At 68.1% G+C, this 23,644-nt stretch carries 24 protein-coding genes; 10 read left to right on the top strand and 14 right to left on the bottom strand.

The window, feature by feature from the left end:
* The first annotated feature begins 42 nt into the window (after nucleotides 1-42).
* Complete coding sequence (locus J7528_RS01185; protein ID WP_291870523.1) at nucleotides 43-204, top strand: hypothetical protein; 162 nt, start codon at nucleotides 43-45, stop codon at nucleotides 202-204.
* Here J7528_RS01185 and J7528_RS01180 read toward each other — a convergent pair.
* Entirely contained in the window at nucleotides 185-1,351 is a 1,167-nt protein-coding gene (locus J7528_RS01180) for a low temperature requirement protein A (protein WP_291870521.1), read from the bottom strand. The two genes, J7528_RS01185 and J7528_RS01180, sit on opposite strands and share 20 nt — an antisense overlap.
* A 72-nt stretch (nucleotides 1,352-1,423) precedes the next feature.
* On the opposite strand from J7528_RS01180, the gene J7528_RS01175 reads away from it, so the two are divergent.
* The 4 genes from J7528_RS01175 to J7528_RS01160 all read left to right on the top strand — a co-directional run bounded on the left by J7528_RS01175 (nucleotide 1,424) and on the right by J7528_RS01160 (nucleotide 5,201).
* Complete coding sequence (locus J7528_RS01175; protein ID WP_291870519.1) at nucleotides 1,424-1,939, top strand: hypothetical protein; 516 nt, start codon at nucleotides 1,424-1,426, stop codon at nucleotides 1,937-1,939.
* A gap of 38 nt (nucleotides 1,940-1,977) precedes the next feature.
* Nucleotides 1,978-2,844 carry a 50S ribosomal protein L11 methyltransferase gene (locus J7528_RS01170; protein WP_291870518.1) on the top strand — a complete coding sequence of 289 codons (867 nt, stop codon included), beginning with the start codon at nucleotides 1,978-1,980 and terminating at the stop codon, nucleotides 2,842-2,844.
* A 61-nt stretch (nucleotides 2,845-2,905) separates the two neighbouring features.
* Complete coding sequence (locus J7528_RS01165) at nucleotides 2,906-3,334, top strand: hypothetical protein (RefSeq protein ID WP_291870516.1); 429 nt, start codon at nucleotides 2,906-2,908, stop codon at nucleotides 3,332-3,334.
* A 55-nt stretch (nucleotides 3,335-3,389) separates the two neighbouring features.
* Entirely contained in the window at nucleotides 3,390-5,201 is a 1,812-nt protein-coding gene (locus tag J7528_RS01160; protein WP_291870514.1) for an aminopeptidase P family protein, read from the top strand.
* On the opposite strand, the gene J7528_RS01155 is transcribed toward J7528_RS01160, so the two are convergent.
* Together J7528_RS01155 and J7528_RS01150 are read right to left on the bottom strand one after the other, a co-directional pair.
* A complete protein-coding gene (locus tag J7528_RS01155) occupies nucleotides 5,198-5,683 on the bottom strand; it encodes a universal stress protein (RefSeq protein WP_291870512.1) in 486 nt (161 codons plus the stop codon). The genes J7528_RS01160 and J7528_RS01155 overlap by 4 nt on opposite strands.
* Before the next feature lie 62 nt (nucleotides 5,684-5,745).
* Nucleotides 5,746-6,162 (bottom strand): DUF2147 domain-containing protein, encoded by a 417-nt coding sequence (locus tag J7528_RS01150; protein WP_291870510.1) that lies wholly within the window; start codon nucleotides 6,160-6,162, stop codon nucleotides 5,746-5,748.
* Between the two features lie 112 nt (nucleotides 6,163-6,274).
* Here J7528_RS01150 and J7528_RS01145 point away from each other — a divergent pair, with 112 nt between their 5' ends.
* Nucleotides 6,275-6,688 (top strand): DoxX family protein, encoded by a 414-nt coding sequence (locus tag J7528_RS01145; protein WP_291870508.1) that lies wholly within the window; start codon nucleotides 6,275-6,277, stop codon nucleotides 6,686-6,688.
* Here J7528_RS01145 and J7528_RS01140 read toward each other — a convergent pair.
* Complete coding sequence (locus tag J7528_RS01140) at nucleotides 6,685-7,317, bottom strand: 3'-5' exonuclease (RefSeq protein WP_291870506.1); 633 nt, start codon at nucleotides 7,315-7,317, stop codon at nucleotides 6,685-6,687. The two genes, J7528_RS01145 and J7528_RS01140, sit on opposite strands and share 4 nt — an antisense overlap.
* A complete protein-coding gene (gene ligA / locus J7528_RS01135) occupies nucleotides 7,290-9,644 on the bottom strand; it encodes an NAD-dependent DNA ligase LigA (protein ID WP_291870504.1) in 2,355 nt (784 codons plus the stop codon). Before ligA ends, J7528_RS01140 begins: the two co-directional genes overlap by 28 nt.
* An 85-nt stretch (nucleotides 9,645-9,729) precedes the next feature.
* Between ligA and J7528_RS01130 the strand changes: the two genes are divergently transcribed.
* Nucleotides 9,730-10,890, top strand: coding sequence for an acyltransferase (locus J7528_RS01130; RefSeq protein WP_291870502.1), 1,161 nt, complete (start codon nucleotides 9,730-9,732; stop codon nucleotides 10,888-10,890).
* A gap of 44 nt (nucleotides 10,891-10,934) precedes the next feature.
* Here the strand turns inward: J7528_RS01130 and recN are convergent, their stop codons facing one another.
* From recN to lpxC, 3 genes are all read right to left on the bottom strand, one after another.
* A complete protein-coding gene (gene recN / locus J7528_RS01125; protein WP_291870500.1) occupies nucleotides 10,935-12,629 on the bottom strand; it encodes a DNA repair protein RecN in 1,695 nt (564 codons plus the stop codon).
* A gap of 93 nt (nucleotides 12,630-12,722) precedes the next feature.
* A complete protein-coding gene (locus tag J7528_RS01120; protein ID WP_291870498.1) occupies nucleotides 12,723-13,652 on the bottom strand; it encodes an outer membrane protein assembly factor BamD in 930 nt (309 codons plus the stop codon).
* Between the two features lie 102 nt (nucleotides 13,653-13,754).
* Nucleotides 13,755-14,651 (bottom strand): UDP-3-O-acyl-N-acetylglucosamine deacetylase, encoded by an 897-nt coding sequence (gene lpxC, locus J7528_RS01115; protein ID WP_291870496.1) that lies wholly within the window; start codon nucleotides 14,649-14,651, stop codon nucleotides 13,755-13,757.
* Nucleotides 14,652-14,936: 285 nt separating this feature from the next.
* On the opposite strand from lpxC, the gene J7528_RS01110 reads away from it, so the two are divergent.
* Entirely contained in the window at nucleotides 14,937-17,033 is a 2,097-nt protein-coding gene (locus J7528_RS01110) for a S9 family peptidase (RefSeq protein WP_291870495.1), read from the top strand.
* Nucleotides 17,034-17,178: 145 nt separating this feature from the next.
* Here J7528_RS01110 and J7528_RS01105 read toward each other — a convergent pair whose 3' ends face one another.
* Together J7528_RS01105 and J7528_RS01100 are read right to left on the bottom strand one after the other, a co-directional pair.
* Nucleotides 17,179-17,892, bottom strand: coding sequence for a squalene/phytoene synthase family protein (locus J7528_RS01105; RefSeq protein ID WP_291870492.1), 714 nt, complete (start codon nucleotides 17,890-17,892; stop codon nucleotides 17,179-17,181).
* A gap of 66 nt (nucleotides 17,893-17,958) precedes the next feature.
* Complete coding sequence (locus J7528_RS01100; RefSeq protein ID WP_291870490.1) at nucleotides 17,959-18,573, bottom strand: urate hydroxylase PuuD; 615 nt, start codon at nucleotides 18,571-18,573, stop codon at nucleotides 17,959-17,961.
* Nucleotides 18,574-18,703: 130 nt separating this feature from the next.
* On the opposite strand from J7528_RS01100, the gene J7528_RS01095 reads away from it, so the two are divergent.
* A complete protein-coding gene (locus tag J7528_RS01095) occupies nucleotides 18,704-19,399 on the top strand; it encodes a hypothetical protein (protein WP_291870488.1) in 696 nt (231 codons plus the stop codon).
* On the opposite strand, the gene J7528_RS01090 is transcribed toward J7528_RS01095, so the two are convergent.
* From J7528_RS01090 to yajC, 4 genes are read right to left on the bottom strand one after another with little or no spacing between them, the layout of a single operon-like run.
* The gene (locus J7528_RS01090; RefSeq protein WP_291870486.1) at nucleotides 19,396-19,749 is read right to left on the bottom strand and encodes an MTH938/NDUFAF3 family protein; all 354 of its coding nucleotides are present in this window, start codon (nucleotides 19,747-19,749) and stop codon (nucleotides 19,396-19,398) included. The genes J7528_RS01095 and J7528_RS01090 overlap by 4 nt on opposite strands.
* Nucleotides 19,749-20,696: a protein translocase subunit SecF gene (gene secF / locus J7528_RS01085; protein WP_291870484.1), complete on the bottom strand. Its 948-nt coding sequence runs from the start codon at nucleotides 20,694-20,696 to the stop codon at nucleotides 19,749-19,751. Before secF ends, J7528_RS01090 begins: the two co-directional genes overlap by 1 nt.
* A gap of 11 nt (nucleotides 20,697-20,707) precedes the next feature.
* Nucleotides 20,708-22,303, bottom strand: a complete 1,596-nt coding sequence (gene secD / locus J7528_RS01080; protein WP_291870482.1) for a protein translocase subunit SecD — start codon at nucleotides 22,301-22,303, stop codon at nucleotides 20,708-20,710.
* A 57-nt stretch (nucleotides 22,304-22,360) separates the two neighbouring features.
* Nucleotides 22,361-22,666, bottom strand: coding sequence for a preprotein translocase subunit YajC (gene yajC, locus J7528_RS01075; protein ID WP_291870480.1), 306 nt, complete (start codon nucleotides 22,664-22,666; stop codon nucleotides 22,361-22,363).
* Nucleotides 22,667-22,785: 119 nt separating this feature from the next.
* On the opposite strand from yajC, the gene J7528_RS01070 reads away from it, so the two are divergent.
* Complete coding sequence (locus J7528_RS01070; RefSeq protein WP_291870478.1) at nucleotides 22,786-23,625, top strand: ATP-binding protein; 840 nt, start codon at nucleotides 22,786-22,788, stop codon at nucleotides 23,623-23,625.
* Nucleotides 23,626-23,644 lie beyond the last annotated feature (19 nt).

Here is a 23,644-nt window from a genome sequence, read left to right as displayed (position 1 = left end):
AATATCGGGTCCGGCATACGCTCGACCCCTGTCTGGAATTTTATGAAAACCACTGTTACCCGCGAAGCCGCCAAGCGCGCGCCCCGCAAGACTGCCTCTATCCGCACCAACACCGCGCCGACGCGCGCCGCTCAATCCGACTGGGTCTGGCCTGGCCTGACCCGCGCTCAGCTGCGTGACATCGTCATCGACCAGATCGGCTGACCAACACCGTCTCCCAGGCGCCGACCACCACCAGCGCCAGGGTCGACAACATCGACAGCACCAGCGGGCTCACATGCCCCGCGATCGGAACCAGGGCCGCCAGCAGGCCCAAGCCGACCAGTCGCGTCAGCGGCCACCGCTTGAACACCGCCAGCTTGAAGACCAGCACGCCCAACAGGAACAGCGCCGGGCCGCCGATCACGGCCGCGGCGGTCTTGAGGTCGGTATGGCCTAGGGCGTGGTGGATCACCCACTCGTCGCCCACGGCCGCCACGATGATCCCCGCGATCGGGATCAGGTGGCTGTAGGTATAGGCCAGCCGCGCGATCGCGCCAGGATCCTCGGACTCGGCGATGGCCTCGCTGGCCGCCTCGGCGGTGAACGAGAAGTAGATCCACCACATGGCGATACTGCCCACCAGCGACGTGGCGAAGGCCGCAACCGTCTCAAGCGTCCAGGGCATGCCGACCACCGTGGCCCCGGTGACGATGATCGACTCGCCCAGGGCTATGATCGTGAACAGCGCCGTGCGCTCGGCCAGGTGGCCGCCCTCGACGACCCAGTCGCTGGTGGCCGATCGCCCTAGCCCCGGCGTCCAGAACCCGACCAGCGCCGACAAGTAGTCGATGCCGATGGCGATAGCCCAGGCGATCAGGCGGGCCTCGTCGTGCAACAGGCCGCCCGCGATCCAGAACGCCGCCGACAGCGTCACCCAGGCCGTGATGCGGCCGACGTTCGCCCGGTGCGCTGCCTCGCGCCATGTGCTGATCAGGAAGAACAGGCTGCGGCCCACCTGGATGAAGGCATAGGCGCCGGCGAAGGCCAGCCCGCCGCCTTCGAACGCATTGGGAATGGCGGCCGACAGCACCAGCCCCGCGGCCATTAGCAGGAACATCATCAGCCGCACCGGGACCTGCTCGGGGTCCAGCCAGTTGGTGATCCAGGAGGTGCAGACCCAGGCCCACCAGACCGCCGCCAGCAGCATGGCCGCATGCAGCACGCCCAGCGGCGTCGGATGATGCAGCACCGCGTGGGACAGCTGGGTCACCGCGAACACGAAAACGAGGTCGAAGAACAGCTCCACATAGGTGACGCGGGCGTGCTCGTGCTTGTGACGCTCGCGCAGCAGCGGGCGGGCTTTGGTCATGCGGATCCCCTTCCGGCGCCAGACTAGGGCGAGTCTCGCGAACCTTTTCGGCCTCTCGCGCGCTATGCCGACATGGACGCCCGCCTCGAACATATGCTGGCCCAGCTGAAGGGCTTCGCGCTCACCCGCCCGGTGGCCTATGGCGCGCCGGCCTGCGCCGTCATCGGCATTCTGGCGGGTCTCGCCATGAAAACCGGACCGCAGGACGCCGGCTACACGCCCGAGATGGAACCGGTCATGGCCGCGTACGAGGCGCAGGCCGAGCCGGTCTCCTGGCCGGCCGGCAAGACGCCCGACTATGTGGTCGGCACCGACTTCCTGAAGATGAGCCAGCCGCCGCCCGTGCAGATGGTCTCGTACGACGAGCCTGCCTATGCGCCGCCGCCCGAGATGGACGTGCCGCCCTACGTCCCGGCCCAGCATGGCCCGGCGACGCCGCCCCCGCCCGCCGATGCGCCGCACTGGGCTTCGGAGCGCGGAGACATCCTGAACGTCTCCCTGCCCGAGGATCGCAAGCCCCAGCAGCCGATCCCGACGGTGCTGGCCGACGCCGCCGATGTCGCCGCCGCCGGCATGACCACGCGCTAAGGCTCGCTTTTCCGCGCCTTTGACGCTAACAGGCGCGCATGACCGACTACACGCCCCAGCAGATCGTCGCCCGCGGCACGCGCGTCGAAGCCGAGACCGCCGCCGACGCCATCGACAACCATCCCGGCCTGGAAGGCGCGACCTACTCGATCCTGGAAGAGGACGAGGACAAGAACGTCTGGCGCATCGACGCCTTCCCGACGACCGAGGAAGAAGACGAAGGCCTGATGGCCCTGCTGGCCGAGTACGACCTGAAGGTCGTGCGCGACACCCTGGCCGACGCCGACTGGCTGGCCATGGCGCTGTCGGGCCTGCCGCCGGTGCGCGCCGGCCGGTTCTTCGTCTACGGCATGCACGACCGCGGCCGCCTGCCGGCCAGCACCGTCAACCTGCGCATCGAGGCCGGCGCGGCCTTCGGCACGGGTCACCACGGCACCACCGTCGGCTGCCTGCAGGCCTATGACCGCCTGCTCAAGGCCCGCAAGTTCAACAAGGTGCTGGACGTCGGCGCCGGCACGGGCCTCTTGGCCATCGCCGCCGCCCGCACGGGCACCAAGCTGGCCGTCGGCACCGACATCGACAAGCCGTCCGTGCGGATCGCCAAGGAAAACGCCCAGGTCAACAAGGCCAACGCCCGCTTCGTCCATGCCTCGGGCCTGGGTCACCGCCTGGTCGCCCAGAACGCACCCTACGACCTGGTGTTCGCCAATATCCTGGCCCGTCCGCTGATCAGCCTGGTGCAGGACATCAAGCACGCCCTCGTCCCGGGCGGCACGGTCATCCTGTCGGGCCTGCTGCGCACCCAGGAGCGGATGGTCAAGGCCGCCTACCTGTCGCGCGGCTTCAAGGTGGTCAGCCGCATCCACCGCGACGCCTGGGCGACGCTGGTTCTCCAGCGGCCGTAGGAACTTACCGCATCGGGGTCACGTTTTCTCGGCCAGACACATTGGCCGAGGAGCCGCCCCGATGACCTACACCGATCCCAACATTCCGCCGCCCGAGCGTCCCGTGGAGCGTCACGTCGAGATCCGCGAACGCGGTGGCGTCGGCGGCTGGCTGGTCGCCGGCATGATCGCCATCGTGGCGGTGATCGCCGTCGGCTTCCTGGCGATGCGCCCGACCTCGAACGATCCGAACCAGCTGCAAGCCGCCCAGGAACAGGGTCGCCAGGCCGGTCTGGTCGAAGGCGCACAAGGCGCGGCCCAGAACGCTCAAGTCGCCGCCGAGAACGCCGCGCGCGAAGCCCGCACCACGGCTGACCAGGCTCGCGCCGACACCGCCGAGGCCGCCCGCAGCGCCGCCCAGTCGGCCCAAGACGCGGCCGACCGCGTCGCTTCCAGCCCGAACGACCAGGCGGCCTCGCCCGACAATCCGCCGGCGCAGCCCCAACAGTAATCCGTGAAATAATCGACCTCTTTCCACGGCCGGGCCGGGGGATTACATCCGAGGCATGCGCCAGACCTTCGATGAATCCACCGACCCGTCCTTTGGTCCCAAGCACGTCCCGCTGATCCGCGCCGCCATGGCCGCGCAGGGTCTGGACGGCTTCCTCGTGCCGCACGAGGACGAGCACCAGAACGAATATCTGCCCGCCGCCAACGACCGCCTGGCCTGGGCCAGCGGCTTCACCGGCTCGGCCGGGGCCGGCGTCATCCTGAAGGACCGCGCCGCGGTATTTGTCGATGGCCGCTACACGTTGCAAGTCCGCGACCAGGTCGACCAGGGCGTCTTCGAAATCCGAGATCTCGTCGAGGGCGGCGTTCCCGCCTATCTCGAGACCGCCGAGAAGGGCGCCGTGATCGGCTATGACGCCCGCCTGCATAGCCCCGCCGCCCTGGATGGCCTGAAGGCCGCCGCCCACCGCGCCGGCGCGACCCTCAAGCCCGTCGCCGCCAACCCGGTCGACCAGGCCTGGGGCGAGGCCCGACCGGCCCAGCCGATGGCCCCGATCGTCCCGCACCACGTCGAATATGCCGGCGAGGAGTCCAGCTCCAAGCGCGCCCGCGTCGGCGCCGTGGTGGGCGCCGCCGGCGCGGACGCCACCGTGATCACCGCCCCGGCCTCGATCGCCTGGCTGTTCAACATCCGCGGCGGCGACGTCATCCGCTCGCCCCTGCCGCTGTCGCAGGCCATCCTCAACGCCGACGGCACGGCCCGCCTGTTCATCGAACCGGCCAAGGTCACCCCCGACCTGCCCGCCTGGCTGGGCAACCAGGTCTCGCTGGAAACGCCAGACAAGCTGGCCGAGGCCCTGGGCGACCTGTCGGGCAAGAGCGTCGTGGTCGACCCGACCCAGTCCTCGGCCTGGTACTTCGACATGCTGGCCGCCGCCGGCGCCAAGGTCGTGCGGGCCATGGACCCCTGCACCCTGCCCCGCGCCTGCAAGAACGACATCGAGCTGGACGGCACGCGCGAGGCGCACAAGCGCGACGGCGCGGCCCTGACCCGCTTCCTGCACTGGCTGGCCACCGAGGGTCAGGTCAATCCGCCGGATGAAAAGGAAGCCGTCGCCAAGCTGGAGGCCTTCCGCGAGGCCACCGGCGTGCTGAAGGACCTCAGCTTCGACACCATCGGCGCGGCCAACGGACACGGCGCCCTGCCCCACTACCGCCCGACCGAGCGCAGCAACGAGCGCGCGGCCCTGGGTTCACTGCTGCTGGTCGACAGCGGCGGCCAGTATCTGGATGGCACCACCGATGTCACCCGCACGGTGGCGATCGGCGAGCCGTCGGCCGAGATGGTCAACCGCAACACCCTGGTGCTGAAGGGCCACCTGGCCATCGCCCGACTGCGCTTCCCGGCGGGCACCACCGGCTCGGCGATTGACGCCCTGGCGCGCATGGCGCTTTGGGCCCAAGGCCTGGACTACGACCACGGCACCGGCCACGGCGTCGGCGTCTATCTGGGCGTTCACGAAGGTCCGCAGCGGATCTCCAAGGCCCCGAACGTCATCGCCCTGCAACCCGGCATGATCGTCTCGAACGAGCCCGGCTACTACAAGGACGGCGAATACGGCATCCGGATCGAGAACCTGGAAGTCGTCATGCCGGCCGAGGACATCGCTGGCGGCGACCGACCGATGCACCGCTTCGAGGCCCTGACCCTGGCCCCGATCGACCGCCGCCTGATCGACAAGACCCTGCTGACGGTCGAGGAAGTCGCCCAGTTCGACGCCTACCACGCCCGGGTGTTGCGCGAGATCGGCCCCCGCGTGGAGCCGGAGATCCGCGCCTGGATGGAAGCGGTCTGCGCGCCGCTCTAACTCGGTGCCTGGACCGCGTGCAGGGCCATCTCGGCGGCGAACTCCGCGTCGCTGACCGGCTGCTGGGCGACCAGCAGGCTGCAGTCGACATTGTCGATGATGTAGCCGCCCGACTTGCCGCTCCACCAGCGCTCCAGGAAGCTGCGGCGCCGGTGGCCCAGCACGACCAGGTCGGCGCCGACTTCGCGGACGAAATTGCTGATCACCGAGGACGGGTCGCCCCGGACGACGTGACCCGTGGCGTTCAGGCCGACGCTCTTCAGCTTGCCGACGCCCTCGTCGACGAGCTGCTGGCTGGCGGCGGCGATCTGCTCGGCCGCGCCGGGTTGCACGCCCTCGGCCATGGCCACGGCGGCGTTGTCGCCCAGCACGCACAGCAGCCAGACCCTGGCCTCGCAGCGCAGGGCCAGCAGCGCCCCTTCACGCAGGGCGCTGCGCGCCTCGTGGCTGCCGTCAAAGGCCAGGACGATCTTCTGATACATGCGTACCTCCCCCAAGGATTTTAGGGAAAGCTAGGTCAGACCTGGCCCGGTGTCGACGCGCCCTACTTCAGGCGGGTCCACTTCTGGGTCTTGCACAGCGGGGCGACGATGCAGCCCTTCAGCTTCAGCTCGTTGGCGCTGAGCAGCTCGATCGTGCCCGAATAGGTGCCGCCGTCCTCGGGATTGTAGACCTTGCCGCCGGTCCACTTGGTCGGGCCGCCGGTGAAGTCGTACAGCATCTGCAGGTTCTTCAAGGTGCGGCCGCGCTGGGCTTCGTCCTTGTTCTTGACGTCCTTGCGGGTCGGGTCGGTCTTGATGTGGTCCGAGGTCACCAGCTTGCCGCACAGGCTGTTGCCGCAGCGGGCGATCTCGACCTGGCCGCCGTTGCCGGGCGTGGCCCACAGGCCGGTGACGTCGGCGGCGAAGGCCGAGCCAGACACCAAGGTCAGGGCGGCGGCCATCAAGGCGGTGCGGATCATTTGTCTCTCCCTAGTCGCGCGATTTCCAACGCGCGTTTCAGGTCCCTCGTTGCGCGAAGTTCATAGCAACGGCAAGCTCCGAGGCGTTTTCAGGGCGGAAACGGGGAAGATGATGCGTAAACAGCTAGCCCAATTGCCGCAGCTGGCGCGCGGGACCGACGCGGCCATGCTGCTGCTGCGCCTGCTGGTCGGCGTGTTTCTGATCCACGGGGTCTGGGACAATGTCACTAGCGCCGCGCGGATGGCCGAGTTCGAAAGCTTCCTGGCCGCTCACCACTGCCCTCGCCCGCACCTGGCCGCGCCCTTGTCGGTCTATGCGCAGCTGATCTGCGGCGGCCTGTTCGTGGCCGGCCTCTTCACCCGCTGGGCCGGACTGGTCATGGCCTTCAACTTCATGGTCGCCTTCGTCCTGGTGCACCTGGACGAGACCCTGCGCGAGCAGTTCCCCGCCCTGGTGCTGGTCGCCGTCTCGCTGGTCCTGGCCACCCACGGCCCGGGTCGCTACGCCCTGGACGCCCGCCGCTAGCCGTAACGCCGCCGCGGCCCGGCCGCCGCGCGCGACGGGGTGTAGCCGTCGTGGTCCAGCCGGCCCAGGCTCATGCCCAAGTGGCTCGGCAGGTCGCGCACATGACCCAGGCTGTTCAGGCTCATCGCCGCCAGCGCCACCTGCCCGCAGGCATAGGCGTCACCGGCCGCGTCGTGGTGCTTGAAGTCGACGCCCAGGTGGCCGCAGACCACGTTCAGCTTGTGCGACGGCAGGTCGGGCCAGACGCCGCGCGCCACCTGCACGGTGCACAGATAGTCGAAACCCGGCGCCGGCACGTCATAGTGCTCGCAGGAGCGGCGGATCACGCTGATGTCGAACGAGGCGTTGTGGGCCAGGACCAGCGCGCCCTCCAGTTCGGGCCGCAGCCGCGCCAGCACGTCCGGCCACTCGTCGGCGTCCTCGACATCCTGCGGGCCGATGCCGTGGAAGGCGATGTTGAAGCGCGCGAAGCGGTTGCCCGGCGGGCGGATCCAGTGGTGCTCGACCCGCGCCACCTGGCCATCCTCGATCCAGGCCAGGCCGATCGAGCACGGGCTGGAGCGCTGCTCGTTGGCGGTCTCGAAGTCCAGGGCGATGACCTTCATTTGGCGCCCACCATGGCCAGCCACTCGTCCTCGGTCATCACCTGGATGCCCAGCTCGGTGGCGGTCTTGAGCTTGGAACCCGCGCCGGGGCCGGCGACGACCAAGTCGGTCTTCTTGGACACCGACGAGGCGACCTTGGCGCCCAGGCCCTCGGCCTGCGCCTTGGCCTCGTCGCGGGTCATCTTCTCCAGCGAGCCGGTGAAGACGATGGTCTTGCCGGCCACGGCCGTGTCGGTCTTGGGCTTGGCCACCGGCTGGATGTCCAGCTCGGCGACCAGGTTGGCGACCTTCTGGCGGTTGTGCTCCTCGGCGAAGAACCGGGCCAGCGACTGGGCAGCCACGGGGCCGACGCCGTCGACGGCGGCCAGGTGCAGATAGTCATCGCCCGGCGCGCCCGACGCGGCCTCGGCCAGGCCCTGGGCGAAGGCGTCCCAGGTCCCGTAGCGCTGGGCCAGGGCCGCCTTGGCGGGCTTGGTCAGCTTGGGCACGGCGTGGCCGATCTTGATCTCCAGGTCGGCGGCTTCCGGCCACGGATCGGCCAGCAGGCCGCCCTTCCCCGCCTCGATCAGCAAATCGAGCGCCTTGGGGCCGACGCCCTGAGCGGTGGAGAGTTCCAGATAGGTCTCGCCCGGCAGCCCCTGAGCGGCGGCCTCGGCGGCGGCTTGCAGGTCCTCGAAGCGGTCGAAGTTGCGGGCCAGCACGGTCGAGGTCGTCTCGCCGATGTCGCGCGCGCCCAGGCCGTAGATCATCCGGTCCATGCCGATCGTGCGGCGGGCCTCGATGCCCTTCACCAGGTTGGCGATCGAGGTCTCGCCGTAGCCGTCGCGCTCGCGCAGGGCCGCCAGCTTTTCCTCGTCCTTGGCCAGCTTGAATATGTCGGCCGGCTCGGTGATCCAGCCCTCGTCGAAGAAGGCCTGCAGCTGCTTTTCGCCCAGGCCCTCGATGTCGAAGGCGCGGCGGGAGACGAAGTGGCGCAGGTGCTCGACTCGCTGGAAGGGACAGGCGAACTCGCCGGTGCAGCGGCGCACCACCGACTCCTGGCCCGAGGCGGTGACCTCGCGGGTCAGGGCCGTCTTCAGCGGGCATTCGCAGACGTGCGGGAATTCGTAGGGCTCCGGCGCGGGGTCGGGACGCGCGGTGAGGTCGACCTCGACGATCTGCGGGATCACGTCGCCGGCGCGCTGCAAGACGACGGTGTCGCCGATGCGGACGTCCAGGCGGGCGATCTCGTCGCCGTTGTGCAGGGTGGCGTTGGTCACCGAGACGCCGCCGACCGTGACGGGCTTCAGGCGCGCGACCGGCGTGTGGGCCCCGGTGCGGCCGACCTGGATGTCGATGGCTTCCAGGATGGTGCGGGCCTGCTGGGCCGGGAACTTACGGGCGATGGCCCAGCGCGGCGAGCGCGAGACGAAGCCCAGGCGGCGCTGCTGCTCCAGGTCGTCGACCTTGTAGACCACGCCGTCGATGTCGAAGCCCAGCTGCGGTCGCAGCGTCTCGAAGGCGGCGTAGACGTCCAGAAGGCCCTGGGCGTTCTCGACCCGCTTGGCGGGCGGGGCTGTGGTGACGAAGCCCCATTCAGCGAGCTTCTCGAGCGCCCCCCACTGGCTGTCGGCGAAGGGTTCGGAGACTAGGCCCCAGGCATAGCCGAAGAACCGCAGCGGCCGCTGGGCGCTGATCTTGGGATCGATCTGGCGCAACGAGCCGGCGGCGAAATTGCGCGGGTTGGCGTAGGTGCGCTGGCCGGCCTCCTCGGCCGCCTTGTTGAAGCTCGCGAAGGCCTCGAGTTCGACATAGACCTCGCCGCGCACCTCGATCACGTCGGGCCAGCCCGAGCCCTTCAGCCGGTGCGGGATGTCGGCGATGGTGCGCAGGTTGGCGGTGACGTCCTCGCCCACCCGGCCATCGCCCCGCGTCGCGCCCTGGACCAGCACGCCCTTCTCGTAGCGCAGCGAGGCCGACAGGCCGTCGATCTTCGGCTCGGCGGTATAGGCGACGGTCTCACCCGGCGCGATCCGCAGGAACCGGCGGATGCGGGCGTCGAACTCGATCGCCTCGTCGTTGGAGAAAGCGTTGTCCAGGCTCAGCATCGGCACGCCGTGCTCGACCGGCGAGAATTGCTCGGCCCTTGCTGCGCCCACCCGCATGGACGGGGAGTTGTCGCGGATCAGGTGCGGGAAGCGGGTCTCGATGTCGAGATTGCGGCGCTTGAGGGCGTCGTACTCGCCGTCGCTGATCGTGGGCGCGTCCTGCTGGTGATAGGCCAGGTCGTGGGCCGTCAGGTCGTCGGCCAGACGCTCCAGTTCCTCGACGGCCTGGGCTTCGGTGAGGTCGGCGATGGGGATCAGGGACACGTCGGCGAATCCGGGAAGGCGGGAAGTTTCGCGAGGTTAGCAACCTGGCGCGACGCTTGCGACAGCGGGCTCGAAGGAGTCCACGATGTTCAAAGCCGGCACAGTTCCCGCCCTGCCCGTCCTGTCGCGGGACGGTCCGCTGGACGCCCTGCGCTTCCTGGCGGCGCTGTTCATCGTGCTCTACCACGTCGCCGAGCGCGCCCCGGTGTCGCTGTTCAGCCTGAGCCCCGCCTTCGGTCGCGGTTATCTGGCGACCGACTTCTTCCTGATGCTGTCGGGCTATGTGCTGGCCCGCACCTACGGCCCGCGCGTGCTGGGCGCTGAAGTCGACACGCTGGGCTTCCTGAAGCGCCGCGTGCAGCGCATCTGGCCCGCGCACCTGGTCATGCTGGCCGCCTTCGTCGCCTTCTTCGTCGGGACCTCGGCCATCGGCCTGGCGCCGCAGAACCCGCAGTGGTTCGCCTGGGACCAGCTGCTGCCGCAGATCTTCCTGGTCCAGGCCTGGTTCGTGCCGGGGACCTCGGGCTGGAACATGCCGACCTGGACCCTGTCGGCCCTGATCGCCGCCTACGCCCTGTTCCCGCTGGTCTGGCGCAAGGTCGCCGCCAGCAAGCGTCCGCTGCAACTGCTGGCCATGGGCGTCTGCGCCTGGGTGGCCATCGATTTCGCGGCGCTGATGATCTTCAACGTGCCCAGCTACCAGCTGCCGCTACGTTTCGGCCTGATCCGGGGCGTGCCGCTGTTCATGATCGGTCTGCTGGTCGCCCGCCTGCCGGTCACGGCGCTGGCCCGCCGCCAAGCCCTACCGCTGGCGCTCGCGACCCTGGCCATCGTCATCGGCATCCAGGGCCTGGGGAACTTCGATCACTTCAGCCTGGCCCTGCTGGCCTTCCTGATCTACGCGGCCGGCGCCTCCAAGCCGCGCGCCTGGCGCTGGGCCGGCGCGGCCGGCAAGCTGTCGTTCTCGCTGTTCCTGACCAACACCCTGACCGCCGCCGTGTGGTTCGGTGTCGCGCGGATGGCCGAGGCCAAGTTGGGCCTGCCGACGGCGGCGCAATGGGCGCTGTGGGCGGCGGCCATTCCGGCGACGATCGTCGTGGCCTGGGTGTTCGAGCGCGTGGTGGACGCGCCGCTGCAAAAGTGGATCAAGGGGCGTCAGGCCCGCCCCCAACAACCGCTCATCCCCGCGAAAGCGGGGACCCAAGCGGCTTCTCCGCTTGCTGCGCGTCTCGGGACAAACGTCTGACTCAGCTTGGGTTCCCGCTTTCGCGGGAATGAGCGGAGTGTGGGTTAAGCCATCAACGCCCGCGCAGCCGCCCGCGCGGCCTCGGTGACCTCGGCGCCCGACAGCATGCGGGCGATCTCTTCCTCGCGCTGAGCGGGGGTCAGCGGCTCGACCTTGGTGCGGGTCGAGGTGTCGTCGCCCGACTTCGAGATTCGCCAGTGCGCGTCACCGCGCGCCGCCACCTGGGCCGAGTGGGTCACGACCAGCACCTGGGCTTCAGCCGCCAGACGCTTGAGGCGCAGGCCCACCGCGTCGGCCACGGCCCCGCCAACGCCCTGATCCACTTCGTCGAAGATCATCAGCGGCTGCGGGCCGCCGCTGCGGGTGGCCAAGGCGGCTTTCAAAGCGAGCGCGAAGCGGGCCAGTTCGCCGCCAGAGGCGATGGCCTCCATCGGTCCGAACGGCGCGCCGGGATTGGTCGAGATCTCGAAGGCGATGCGGTCCAGGCCCGTCGGACCGGCGCGATCCTCGGCCAGAGGCTCGACGGCGACGCGGAACTTGGCCTTCTCCAGCTTCAGCGGCGTCAGCTCGGCCTCGACGGCCTTGGCCAGGGCGTCGCCGGCGGCGCGGCGTTCGGCCGACAGGGCTTCGGCGGCGTAGAGGAAGGCCTCACGGGCCTCGGCGGCCTCGGCGTCGGCGACCTTCAGGGCGTCTTCCGACGTCTCGATGGCTTGCAGGCGGGCGGCGAACTCGGCGCGCTTGGCCGGCAGGTCCTCGACGAGGACGTTCAGCTTGCGGGCCATGCCGCGCAGCGCGAACAAGCGCTCCTCGGCCTTTTCCAGGCGGTCGGGCTCGAACTCGAAGCTCTCGGCGACATTATCGATGGCGGCGCTGGCTTCCTGAGCCTCGACCAGGGCGCGGTCAACGGCGTCGCAGGCGGCCTGCAGCCGGATCATGGCCGCGCCGTCGGCGGGCGCGCCGGCCTGGAGGGCACGGTCGCGGGCGCGTTCCAGGGCGCGATAGGCCTGGGCCAGCTTGCCCGAGAACTCACCGCTCATCGCGTCCTGGGCCGAAGCCACATCGGTGATGACCTTCTCGGCCGAGCTGAGCAGCGCCCGCTCCTCGGCCAGGGCCGTCTCCTCGCCCTCGCGGGGGTCCAGACGGTCCAGCTCCGAAAGGCGCAGGGTCAGTTCTTCGGTCTCGGCGGCGGCGCGGCCGGCCAGGTCGCGCAGCTCTTCGGCCTTCGTGCGGGCGGCGCGCCAGCCGCTCCAGGCCGCGCCGACGGCGCCGACCGACACGCCGCCAAAGGCGTCCAGCAGGCCCCGGTGGGTCTTGGGATCCAACAAGCCAACGGTCTCGTGCTGGCCGTGCACCTCCAGCAGCAGCGCGCCCAGGTCCTTGAGCACGCCGACGCTGGTGGCCTGGTCGTTGACGAAGGCTCTGGAGCGGCCGTCCGGCGACAGTTGACGGCGCAAAACGAGGTCCTCGTCGCGGCCGTAGTCCAGGCCCTTCTCGTCCAGATAGGCGAAGGCCGGATGGTCGGCGGTCAGGGCGAAGATGGCCGTGGCCGAGGCGTGGCCGGCGGCCCCTCTACGCACCAGGCCGGCGTCGGCGCGCGCGCCGGTGGCCAGGCCCAGGGCGTCCAGAATGATCGACTTGCCGGCCCCGGTCTCGCCGGTCAGCGCGGTCAAGCCCTCGCCGATGGCAAGGTCCAGGCTCTCGATGAGCACGACGTCACGGATGGAGAGGCCGATCAGCATGACGCGCAAGATCGCCGGGAATCAGAGTTTTTCAAAGCGCAAAGACAGAACAAAACAAGATCGGGCCTTTGGAGGCGACCGATCCTGTCGTCGTTACATGCCCAGAACGCCCATCAGCCCCTTCTTGGGCTTCTTTTCACCTGGCGGCGCCAGGGTCGTGTTCTTGTCGCGAGACAGGGCGCGTTCAAGCGCGTTGCGCTTCGTGCCGGCCTTCAGCGGCTCCACCGCAGGGCGCAGGCCGTTGTCGTTCAGCAGCTTGTAGGCGTCGGCGTACCAGCGGTCGCCCGGGAAGTTGTAGCCCAGGATCGCGCCGTTGCGCTTGGCTTCGTCCAGCAGGCCCAGGGTCATGTAACCCTCGACCAGGCGGAACAAGGCTTCGGGCGTGTGCGAGGTCGTCTGGTGGCGCTCGAGCACGGTCTTGAAGCGGCCGATGGCGGCCAGGGTCTGGCCGTTCTTCAGGTAGTAGCGACCGATGGCCATTTCCTTGCCGGCCAGCTGGTCGTTGACCATGTCGATCTTCAGGCGGGCGTCGGTGGCGTATTCGGTGTTCGGATAGCGCTGGACGACGTCGCGCAGCGCGGCCAGGGCCTGCTCGGTAGCCGCTTGGTCGCGGTTCACGTCGACGATCTGTTCGAAGTAGCAGATGGCTTTCAGATAGAAGGCGTACTGGGCCGACGGGTTACCCGGGTACAGCGAGATAAAGCGGTCGGCGTCGCCGATGGCCTCGTTGTACTGGTTGCCCTGATAGTGGGCGTAGCCGGTCATCAGGATCGAGCGGCGCGACCATTCCGAATACGGGTGCTGGCGCTCGACTTCGCGGAAATAGTCGACGGCCTCGTTCCAGTTGCCGCGGTCCAGGCGATCGGCGCCGGTGGAGTACAGCAGCTCGACGGGGCGCTCTTCGTAGGCGAGAGTCGGCTTCTTGGACTTGCCGGCGCAGCCAGCCACCGACACGGCGGCGAGCACAGCGGCGATAGTGACGGCCGAACGTCCCGAGAAATTACGAAGCACGGAGTCTCTCACCTTCGAAGCAAACGCGCGCCCCTGCGCCGTGCAAGGCTTCTACACCACGCCGTGAAAGGCGCAAATGCGATCGCCAAGCCTCGGAGCTGGGGAGCTCCCCCTTTAGACCGCTTCAGCCAGTTCCGGCGCGAGAGCGCGCAGGCGCCAGGCGCGCGGCTGGGACAGCAACGCTCTAACCACGGCGTTATTGAGGCCGTGACCGGCCAGAACGCCTTCGAAGCGGCCCAGGATGGGCTTGCCCAGCACATAGAGATCGCCGATGGCGTCCAGCGCCTTGTGGCGCACGAACTCGTCCGGACGGCGCAGGCCTTCCGGGTTCAGCACGCGGTCGCCGTCGATGACCACGGCGTTTTCCATCGAGCCGCCACGGGCCAGGCCGATGGCGCGCAGGGCCTCGACGTCGCGAACGAAGCCGAAGGTGCGGCAGTCCGACAGCTCGGCGCGGAACGATTCTTCGTCGACGACCAGGTCCACGGCCTGGCGACCGATGGCCTTGGAGCCGAAGGCGATCTCGAAGGCCACTTCGAAACGATCGGCCGGCAGCAGACTGGCGCGCTTGTCACCCTCCTCGACCGTGATCGGGGCCAGGATCTCGATGTACTGGCGGACGGCTTCTTGGCGGCGGCGGCCGGCGCGATCCAGGATCTGGACGAAGGGCTCGGACGAGCCGTCCATGATCGGCACTTCCGGACCGTCCAGCTCGACGACGCAGTTGTCGATCGACAGCGCGGCCAGGGCCGCCATCAGGTGCTCGATGGTCGAGACGCGAACGTCGTCGCCATTGCAGATCACCGTGCCCAATTGCGTTTGGCAGACCGACTCGGCGGTGACAGGGACACGATTGTCGCGGTCATGCACATCGGTCCGCACAAAGACGATCCCCGCGTCGGGAGAAGCCGGGCGCACGGCGACGCGCACATGCGCGCCCGTGTGCAGGCCGATCCCCGCAAAGATCACCGGCCCTGCGACCGTGTGCTGAAAATAACCCGAAGCCGACACTAGAGACCCTTATCGTTGGACGGACAGCTCTGCGGCTATCCTATCGCCCCGCTTAAGCATGTAAGGAGGATGCTGCGTCGCGGCAAAGCAAGTCCTGTTTCGGATTGTTACGCGCTAAGCGACGGATTTAATTACAGAATTGTCACAGGAACGCATGCGCCGAAACAGACCGCCGATCGGCGATCCGTGGTCGGGAATCTCTTGTCTCGCTCCCCTAGCGATAGGCGAAAAGCGGGACTAGGCTCCGCCGCCAAAGGGATAACCGTTTCCAGGAATTTCGGTTTCATGATCAAGACCTTGCGTTTCGCCGCCTCGGCTGTCGTCCTATCAGCCGCCCTCGCGGGAGCGGCCCATGCGCAGGCGCCGCAAAAGCCCCACGTCTTCACCGCCAAGGACATGGCCAGCCTGGACCGCCTGTCCGATCCGCGCGTCTCGCCCGATGGTCGCTTCGTGCTCTATTCCGTGCGGACCATGAACTACCCGGCTAACAAGGCCGCGATGTCGCTGTGGGTCGCCGACCTGAAGACCAAGATGGCCCCGCGCCGGCTGAAGATCTCGGACGGCGGCGCCTCCAGCGGCCGGTGGAGCGCCGACGGCAAGGCCATCTACTTCTCGTCCAGCCGCGCCGGCGGGACCGAGCAGGTGTTCAAGACCGACGTCAGCGGCGAGACCGCGACCCAGGTGACCTCGGCCCCGTTCGACGTGCTGGCCTTCAAGGTCGCGCCGAACGGCAAGAGCATCGTGGTCGGTCAGGCGGTCTTCCCAGACTGCCCCGACTTCTCGTGCACCGAGGCCCGCCTGGCGGCCAAGACCGCGACCAAGGCCACGGGCGTCGTCTATGACAAGCTGTTCGTCCGCCACTGGGATACGTGGAACGACGGCACCCAGAACCACCTCTTCGCCTGGAGCCTGGACGCCAACGGCGTGGCGGCGGGCCAGCCGGTCGACCTGATGAAGGGCTTCGACGGCGACACCCCGACCAAGCCCTATGGCGGCGACGATGACTTCTCGATCAGCTCCGACAGCAAGCTGGTGATCTTCTCGGCCAAGATCGCCGGCAAGGACGAGCCCTGGACCACCAACTACGACATGTGGGGCGTGCCGCTGGACGGCTCGGCCAAGCCGGAGAACTACACCGCCAAGAACAAGGCCTGGGACACGGTCGAGGTCGCCTCGCCGGACGGCAAGCTGATGGCCTATCGCGCCATGAAGCGCCCGGGCTTCGAGGCCGACCGCTTCGCGATCATGATCTGGGACGAGGCGGCCAAGACCGAACGTGAACTGGCCCCGACCTGGGACCGTTCGGCCGACGCCATCGCCTGGAGCCGCGACGGCAAGACGATCTACGCCACCGCCATGGACGTGGGCCAAGGCAAGCTGTTCGCGATCGATGTGAAGACCGGCAAGGTCACGCCCCTGACCGGCGACGGCCACGTCACGGCCTTCGACGTCGGTCCCAACGGCATCGTCTATGCCTCCGACTCGCTGAAGAGCCCGTCGGAGCTGTTCCTGCTGCCCGCCAAGAAGGGTCCGCCGATCCGCGTGGCCAGCGTCAGCGACGAGGCCCTGAAGGACGTCGCCTGGGGCGAACCCGAGCAGTTCGACTTCAAGGGCTGGAACGACGAGACCGTGCACGGCTTCGTCCTCAAGCCCGCCAACTTCGATCCGGCCAAGAAGTATCCGGTGGCCTTCCTGATCCACGGCGGCCCGCAGGGCTCGTTCGGCAACAGCTGGTCATACCGCTGGAACCCGCAGGTCTACGCCAATGCCGGCTACGCCGTGGTGATGATCGATTTCCACGGTTCGACGGGGTACGGCCAGGCCTTCACTGACGCGATCAGCCAGCACTGGGGCGACCGCCCGCTGGAGGACCTGCAGAAGGGCTGGGCCTTCGCGACCCAGAAGTACGGCTTCCTGGACGCCGACCGCGCCTGCGCCCTGGGCGCCTCGTACGGCGGCTACATGGTCAACTGGATCGCGGGCAACTGGGCCGAGCCCTGGAAGTGCCTGGTGACCCACGACGGCGTCTTCGACACCCGCGCCATGGGCTACGCCACCGAGGAGCTGTGGTTCACCGAATGGGAGAACGGCGGCACGCCGTGGGAGGCCAACACCACCTACGACAAGTTCAACCCGGTCGATCACGTGGCCCAGTGGACCAAGCCGCAGCTGATCGTGCAGGGCCAGCTGGACTACCGCATCCCTGTCGAACAGGGCCTGGGCGCCTTCACCGCCCTGCAGCGCAGGGGCGTGCCCAGCAAGTTCCTGTACTTCCCGAACGAGAACCACTGGGTGCTGAAGGCCCAGAACTCGGTGCAGTGGCACAAGGAAGTGCTGGACTGGCTGGATCAGTGGACGGGGAATAGCCGGCCGGGCAAATGACCTAACCCAATCCCCGTTTCCCCGGCGAAAGCCGGGGCCTAGATGCAAGAGCGCCCGCGATCCGGACAGGACCGCGGGCGTTTCTGCGTGCGCCTCCCAGCTCTATGATCTGGGTCCCGGCTTTCGCCGGGAAAACGGATGAAGGTTAGAGCCTTCCGGTAGCCACCGCGAACGTCAGCCGCGCCTTCTTCTCCAGTTCGCCCATCTCGCGCCCCGCCGCATAGGACCGCGCCAGGGCCGCCGGCGCCACGGCCGGGAAGGCCGCCACGGGCAGCCCCCTCACCTCGCCGCGCGCGGCTTTCAGCTGCACCTCGACCCGCTGCTTGACGTCGGCCTGCGTCCAGTCCGCCGGCAGCCGGTCACGCCCGGACTGCTTCAGCCGCCACAGGCCCGACAGCCCCCAGGCCCGCGCCGCGCCCTTCACGGCGTGCGGGTCGGCGCTCGGGTCCAGACGTCGAGCCGCCAGCACCGCCAGCGCCCCGGCCGTGCCGTCGACATAGGCCAGCACCGCCGCCTCGTCCTTCAGCGGCCCTTCGTCCAGGTCGGTGAAGCGGGCCTCAGACAACGCCGCCAAGGCGTTGGGGTCGAACTTGGAGGCGGCCAGCGCCTCGACATTGGGATGCTTGCGGGGCGGCTTGCCGGCCGCGATCTCTTCCATGGCCTCGCGCCACCAGGTCAGGCGGATCTCGCCCATCAGGGCGTTGGAAACCCCGCCGGCCACCCGGGCCAGCTCGTAGTTCATGGCGTACAGCGCGATGACGTCGGCCCGCGCGGCGGCGTCGCCGATGAAGCGGCTGGCCAGCCAGCGGTCGGGATCGACGCGGCGGACGAGGTCGTCGAGGGTTTCGGTATCGGCCATGGTCACAAACAGAAAAGGGCCCGTCCAGACGACGGGCCCTCCCCTTACACGAATTCGTGGCGGTGTTTAGCCGAACAGCGTCTGGTTCATCGCCATGGTCGCCAGCATCGGGATGCTGAGCAGGGTGTTGGTGCGCGAGAACAGCATGGCCAGCTTGGCCGCCTTGGCCTTGGCGTCGGCGTCTGCCTCAACTAGCCCCAAGGCGATCTTCTGGTTCGGCCAGATGAAGACCCAGACGTTGAAGAACATCACCGTGGCCAGCCACATGCCGGTGCCGATGAAGGTGAAGCCCATATCGACGCCGGGCGTATAGCCGCCGGCCAGACCCAGGGTGGCGGCTTCCAGCAGGTAGCCACGGCTGAAGGCCAGGATCACGCCCATCACCCAGGTGAACAGCGCCGCCCAGCGGAACCAGAACAAGGCCTCTGGCGCGATGTACTTGCTGACCGCCGGCTTCAGCTCGGCCGGGATCTGCGGCATCACCCGGATCTGCACGAAGTTGAAGTAGTACAGCAGCCCGATCCACAGGATGCCGAACCAGACGTGCAGCAGGCGGAAGATGGCTTGGAAGTAGCTGCTGTCATGACCGTGCGGGCTGTGCCCGTAACCGATGATGATCACCAGGCCCAGCACGACGCTGACAATGATGGTGTTGCGGAAATTGGAAAGCAGTCCGGACATCGTTTCCCCCAGTCCTTCTGAAAGCTTGGCCCGGACCATAGGACCGTTCGCCAGAGTCGGCAAAGTCGGCCGCTAGGAAGTCCTTAAGGTCGCATCCATAACCTGTAGTTGAACCATAGCGAGGTCCGCCATGCAGGTATCGGCCACCACCCCGTCCGCCCCGGCTCCGCCCGCAACAGGCGGCGTCGTAGCGGAGGTCATGCGCCAGGCCGCGATCCTGGCCGACGACTCCGGCGCCTCGGAGGATCAGAAGATCGACGCCTATATCGCGATCTCCACGGCCATCGTCACCTCTGCCGCAGGCCGGGCCGGCTGGTTCCAGCAGAGCACCCAGGCCGATCGCGACGCCCTGAATGCGACCTGGAACAACTCGGCCGTCTCCAAGCAGATCCGCAAGGCGGCCGACGACTTCAACGCCAGAGGCATGAGCGCCCCGCGCGAGGGCAATGTGATGGCCGACCAGATCGCGCACCTGAACAAGATGTCGGCCACCCAGCAGAAGATGATCTTCGCGGGAACGTCCAGCCTGGATCAGACGCCTACGATCGAGGGCTGGAAAGCCTTCCTGCAGGAGAACGCCGACGGTCGCGACCAACAGCTGGCGGCGGAAAAGGCCGAAAAAGCCAGCAAGGAGCAAGCCGTGCAGGTCTCGCTGTCGGACGACGCCAAGGCGGCCCTGGAGGCCCTGACCGACGAAAACCGCGTCGGCGGCGTCGCCGAAGCGGCGCTCGGCATGCTGCGGAAAGCGGCGGAAGAGCGCGCGGAGGCCAAGGCCGAAAAAGATCGCGCCAAAGAGCCGGGCGCGATCGTTGACGAGACCGCCTAGACCGCGATCAGGGCCGCGGCCAGTCGACGGCCTTCGCTGGCCAGCACGTTGTAGGTGCGCGCGGCGGCCTCTGTGCTCATGAACTCCAGGCCCAGGCCCGCGGCCTTGATGGCGTCGCGGATGGGGCGCGGCGGCAGGGCGTTGACCAGGCCCGTGCCCAGCAGGACGAACTCGACCGCCCCGCCGGCGGCGAACACCTCGGCGAAGGCCTCCGGCGTCAGGCCCTCTAGGGACGTCGCGGCCCAGTCTTGCGGCTGATCGTCGATGATCAGCAGCGAGCCGGGCCGCCAGTCGCCGGCGACCCGAAAGCCGCCGCCGCCCCAGGCGTCGATGGACGGCGGCTGACGCATCAGGGACGCGAGGCCGCGCCGAGCTTGATCGGCGTGGCTTCTTCGTCGCCCCGCTTGACGCCCCACACCAGGATCATCGGCAGGGCGATGTAGATCGACGAATAGGTGCCGATGATGATGCCGAAGATCATGGTGGTGACCAGCGGGAACAGCACCGGACCACCGAACGCCATCGTCCCGCCCAGGGCCAGCAGAGCCGTGGTGCCGGTGATGATCGTCCGCGACAGACGCTCGTTCTCCGACAGATCGATGATGTCGCGCAGCGGGGTCGTCTTGTACTTGCGCAGGTTCTCTTTCAGGCGGTCGAAGGTGATGACCTTCTCGTTCATCGAGTAACCGATGACCGTCAGAAGGGCGGCGATTTCCGTCATCGAGAACTCGATGCCCACCACCGACAGCAGACCCAGGGTCAGGACGATGTCGTGGATCACGGCGACGACCGCGCCCGTGCCGTACGACAGGCCAAAGCGGAACCAGATGTAGCCCAGGGTCAGCAGCAGGGCGACGCCCAGGGCCTTGAAGCCGGACATCAAGAGCTCGCCCGAGACCTTGGCGCCCACTTCCGAGCGGCTGGTCACCTTCAGGTCGGGGAAGCGCTTCACCAGTTCGGCTTCGACGTGCTTGGACGCGGCCGTGGCGGCCTCGCCCTCGGCTGGGCGGAACTTGACCATGGCCGCGTTCGGCGAGCCGAAGCCCTGGACCTGGCCGTCATGGGCGCCGATCTGGTCCAGCGCCGTGCGCAGCTCGCCCTGGGGCACCGGGCGCGGCATGTTGATTTCCAGGGCGACGCCGCCCTTGAAGTCGATGCCCAGGTTCAGGCCCTGGAAGACCAGCGAGCCGATCGAGCCCAGGATCAGGATGGCCGAAAAGACGGCCGCGACCGGGGCCCATCGCACGAACCGATAGTGGGTCGAGCGCGGGATGTAGCGAATGAGGGGCCAACGCATGGTCGGGTCTCCTATGCGATCGGCAGCTTCTTCGGCTTGGTCGCTTTGAACCACCAGCCGATGAGCACTTGGGTGATGAAGATGGCGGTGAACAGCGACGTGAACACGCCGATCACCAGGGTCCAGGCAAAGCCCTTCACCGGGCCCGAGCCGAAGCTGAACATGATCAGGCCCGAGATCAGGCTGGTGATGTTGGCGTCCAGGATCGAGGTCAGGGCCAGCTTGTAGCCGTGGTCGGCCGCGGCCATGGGCGTTCGCCCGGCATTGGCCTCGTCGCGCATGCGCTCATAGATCAGCACGTTGGCGTCGACGGCGACGGCCAGGGTCAGGATCAGGCCGGCGATGCCGGGGAAGGTCAGGGTCGCCTGGCTGAACGACATGATGCCGATGATCAGCAGCACGTTGACGACCAGGGCGATGGCCGCGAAGGCGCCGAACAGGCCATAGGCCAGGATCACGAACACGAACATCGAGGCCGCGCCGATGGCCAGCGAGATCGAGCCGGCCTTGACGGCGTCGGCGCCGAGCTCGGCGGTCACGGTGCGCTGGTCTTCGATGTTCAGTGGGGCCGGCAGGGCGCCCGAGCGCAGCAGCAGGGCCAGTTCGTTGGCGCTCTGGGCCGTGAAGCTGCCGGTGATGATGCCGCTGCCGCCGGTGATCGGGTCATTGATCGTCGGCGCCGAGATCACCTGCTTGTCCAGCACGATGGCGAAGCGCTTGCCGCGGTTGCGGGTGGTGACGTCACCGAACTTCTTGGCGCCCGAGCCGTTGAAGGCGAAGCCCACGGCCGGCGAGCCGTTCTGGTCGAAGGTCTGCGAGGCGTTGGTCAGTTCGTCGCCCGACACCACGGCGCGCTTCTTGACGACGTAGACCGGCGCGAAGCGGTCGCCCTTCAGCACTTCCGAACCGGGCGGGATGCGGCCGGCCTGCATGTCCTCGGGCGTGACCGTCTCGTCGACCATCTGGAAAGTCAGCTTGGCGGTCTTGCCGATGACGGCGCGCAGGCGCTCGGGATCGCTCTCGCCGGCCGCCTGGATCATGATCCGGTTCGTGCCCTGGCGGTTGATCGAGGGCTCCTTGGTGCCCAGGCTGTCGATACGGCGACGGACCGTTTCGATCGATTGGTCGACGGCCTTGGCGGCGTCGGCGCGGATCGCTTCCGGCACGTATTCCAGCTCGATGCGCTGATCGCCCTTGCCGTTGACCGCCACGTCCTTGCCGCTGATCCCGCCGGCCAGCGGCGCGCCGATGTTCTTGCGCAGAACATTCATCGCGTCGTTGTAGCGGGCGGCGTCACCGATGCGGACGCTGACCACATCGCCCTGCTGGGCCAGCTCGCCGAACGGGATCTGCTCGTTACGCAGCTGGAGGCGCACGTCTTCGACCAGGTTCGACAGGCGTTCGCGGTGCAGAGCGTCGGTGTCGACCTCGTACAGCAGATACGAACCGCCCTGCAGGTCGAGGCCGAGGTTCAGCTTCTGGTGTGGCAGCCAGCCGGGCATGGCGTCCAACGTCTTCTGCGGAAGCACGTTGGGCAGGGAGAACAGGATGCCGAAGATCACCGACAGGGTAACGGCGATGATCTTCCAGCGGGAAAGGGTCAGCATGGATCAGTGACTTTTCAGGCGGCGTCAGGAAAACGCCTCGAGAGGGGTTCTAGCGCCTTAGTTCTTGGCGTCGTTGGCCGCGGCCGGTTCGCCCTTGGCGCGGACCTCGGTGATCATGCCCTTGACGACCTTCACGGTCACGCCGCTGGCGATCTCGACGCCGACTTCCTTGTCTTCGACGCGCATCACCTTGCCGATGATGCCGCTGGACAGCACGACGGTGTCGTTGCGCTTCAGGTTGCCCAGCATGTTCTGGTGCTCTTTGGCGCGCTTCTGCTGCGGACGGATCAGCATGAAGTAGAACAGCACGACCATCAGGAGGATGGGAGCGAGCTGGATGATCTGGGCGTTCAGGCTATTCATAGGGACTCCGAGAATTCCGTGCGGCGCGCCGCCTCAAGATAGGGTCGCGCCAAGTCGGCGGAAGCTATGCGTTCGCCTCCCCTTTTGCAATGCAAGCGCACCCGGTATGCAGCTTGCCTATGACTGAAGGCACCGCTCCCCTGCTCGCCCGCATCGCCGACGCCCTGGAACGCTTGGCGCCGCCGCCCCCGCCCGCTCCGGATTTCAGCGGCGCGCGCCTCTTCCGGCATGAGCCCAAAAGCGGCGCTTTCGTACCCGCCCCGGACTATCCGCTGTCGCTGGACAGCCTGGTCGGCATCGATCGCCAGAAGACCCGCTTCGTCGAGAACCTGCGCCGCTTCGCCGTCGGCGTGCCTAACAACCACGTCCTGCTGTGGGGCGTGCGCGGCACGGGCAAGAGCTCGGTGACCAAGTCCGCCTTCGTTGCCCTAGCCAATGAGTTTCCCGACCTGAAGCTGATCGAGGTCGATCGCGACGAGGTCACGGCCCTGCCGCCGCTGTTCGACCTGCTGCGCGCCCGCTCGGAACGTTTCGTGGTGCTGTGCGACGACCTCTCGTTCGAGGACGGCGCGGCCGCGGCCAAGGCCCTGAAGTCGGCCCTGGAGGGCGGCGTCTCGGGTCCGCCCGAGAACGTGCTGTTCGTCGCCACCTCGAACCGCCGCCACCTGATGCCGCGCGACCACGTCGAGCGCCAGGGCGCCATCGCCGCCGCAGAGAACGCGGAAGAGGAGATGAGCGTCTCGGATCGCTTCGGTCTGTGGATCGGCTTCCCGCCCATGGACCAGGACACCTACCTGGCCGCCATCCGGGGCTATGCCGAGCAGTTCGGCCTGCACGCCCAGGACCTGGACCGCCGCGCCCTGCAGTGGTCGACCCAGCGCGGCGCCCGCTCGGGCCGGGTGGCCTGGCAGTTCATCCGCGACCTGGCGGGCGAGTTGGGGGTGAAGCTGCCGGCCTAAACCAAGGCGGCTTGCCACA

The organism is Caulobacter sp. (assembly GCF_017744445.1).
Classification (GTDB): Bacteria; Pseudomonadota; Alphaproteobacteria; order Caulobacterales; family Caulobacteraceae; genus Caulobacter.
This window is presented reverse-complemented; position numbering and strand designations above follow the sequence as displayed.

Bases quoted from the DNA above. Each gene is read 5' to 3' on its own strand.
- J7528_RS01110 (WP_291870495.1), top strand. From the start codon at position 14,937: ATGATCAAGACCTTGCGTTTCGCCGCCTCGGCTGTCGTCCTATCAGCC.
- secF (WP_291870484.1), bottom strand. From the start codon at position 20,696: ATGCGTTGGCCCCTCATTCGCTACATCCCGCGCTCGACCCACTATCGG.
- J7528_RS01095 (WP_291870488.1), top strand. From the start codon at position 18,704: ATGCAGGTATCGGCCACCACCCCGTCCGCCCCGGCTCCGCCCGCAACA.
- secD (WP_291870482.1), bottom strand. From the start codon at position 22,303: ATGCTGACCCTTTCCCGCTGGAAGATCATCGCCGTTACCCTGTCGGTG.
- J7528_RS01185 (WP_291870523.1), top strand. From the start codon at position 43: ATGAAAACCACTGTTACCCGCGAAGCCGCCAAGCGCGCGCCCCGCAAG.
- J7528_RS01100 (WP_291870490.1), bottom strand. From the start codon at position 18,573: ATGTCCGGACTGCTTTCCAATTTCCGCAACACCATCATTGTCAGCGTC.
- J7528_RS01105 (WP_291870492.1), bottom strand. From the start codon at position 17,892: ATGGCCGATACCGAAACCCTCGACGACCTCGTCCGCCGCGTCGATCCC.
- J7528_RS01145 (WP_291870508.1), top strand. From the start codon at position 6,275: ATGCGTAAACAGCTAGCCCAATTGCCGCAGCTGGCGCGCGGGACCGAC.
- J7528_RS01180 (WP_291870521.1), bottom strand. From the start codon at position 1,351: ATGACCAAAGCCCGCCCGCTGCTGCGCGAGCGTCACAAGCACGAGCAC.
- J7528_RS01160 (WP_291870514.1), top strand. From the start codon at position 3,390: ATGCGCCAGACCTTCGATGAATCCACCGACCCGTCCTTTGGTCCCAAG.
- J7528_RS01090 (WP_291870486.1), bottom strand. From the start codon at position 19,749: ATGCGTCAGCCGCCGTCCATCGACGCCTGGGGCGGCGGCGGCTTTCGG.
- J7528_RS01170 (WP_291870518.1), top strand. From the start codon at position 1,978: ATGACCGACTACACGCCCCAGCAGATCGTCGCCCGCGGCACGCGCGTC.
- J7528_RS01175 (WP_291870519.1), top strand. From the start codon at position 1,424: ATGGACGCCCGCCTCGAACATATGCTGGCCCAGCTGAAGGGCTTCGCG.
- recN (WP_291870500.1), bottom strand. From the start codon at position 12,629: ATGCTGATCGGCCTCTCCATCCGTGACGTCGTGCTCATCGAGAGCCTG.
- J7528_RS01165 (WP_291870516.1), top strand. From the start codon at position 2,906: ATGACCTACACCGATCCCAACATTCCGCCGCCCGAGCGTCCCGTGGAG.
- yajC (WP_291870480.1), bottom strand. From the start codon at position 22,666: ATGAATAGCCTGAACGCCCAGATCATCCAGCTCGCTCCCATCCTCCTG.
- J7528_RS01070 (WP_291870478.1), top strand. From the start codon at position 22,786: ATGACTGAAGGCACCGCTCCCCTGCTCGCCCGCATCGCCGACGCCCTG.
- J7528_RS01150 (WP_291870510.1), bottom strand. From the start codon at position 6,162: ATGATCCGCACCGCCTTGATGGCCGCCGCCCTGACCTTGGTGTCTGGC.
- J7528_RS01155 (WP_291870512.1), bottom strand. From the start codon at position 5,683: ATGTATCAGAAGATCGTCCTGGCCTTTGACGGCAGCCACGAGGCGCGC.
- J7528_RS01130 (WP_291870502.1), top strand. From the start codon at position 9,730: ATGTTCAAAGCCGGCACAGTTCCCGCCCTGCCCGTCCTGTCGCGGGAC.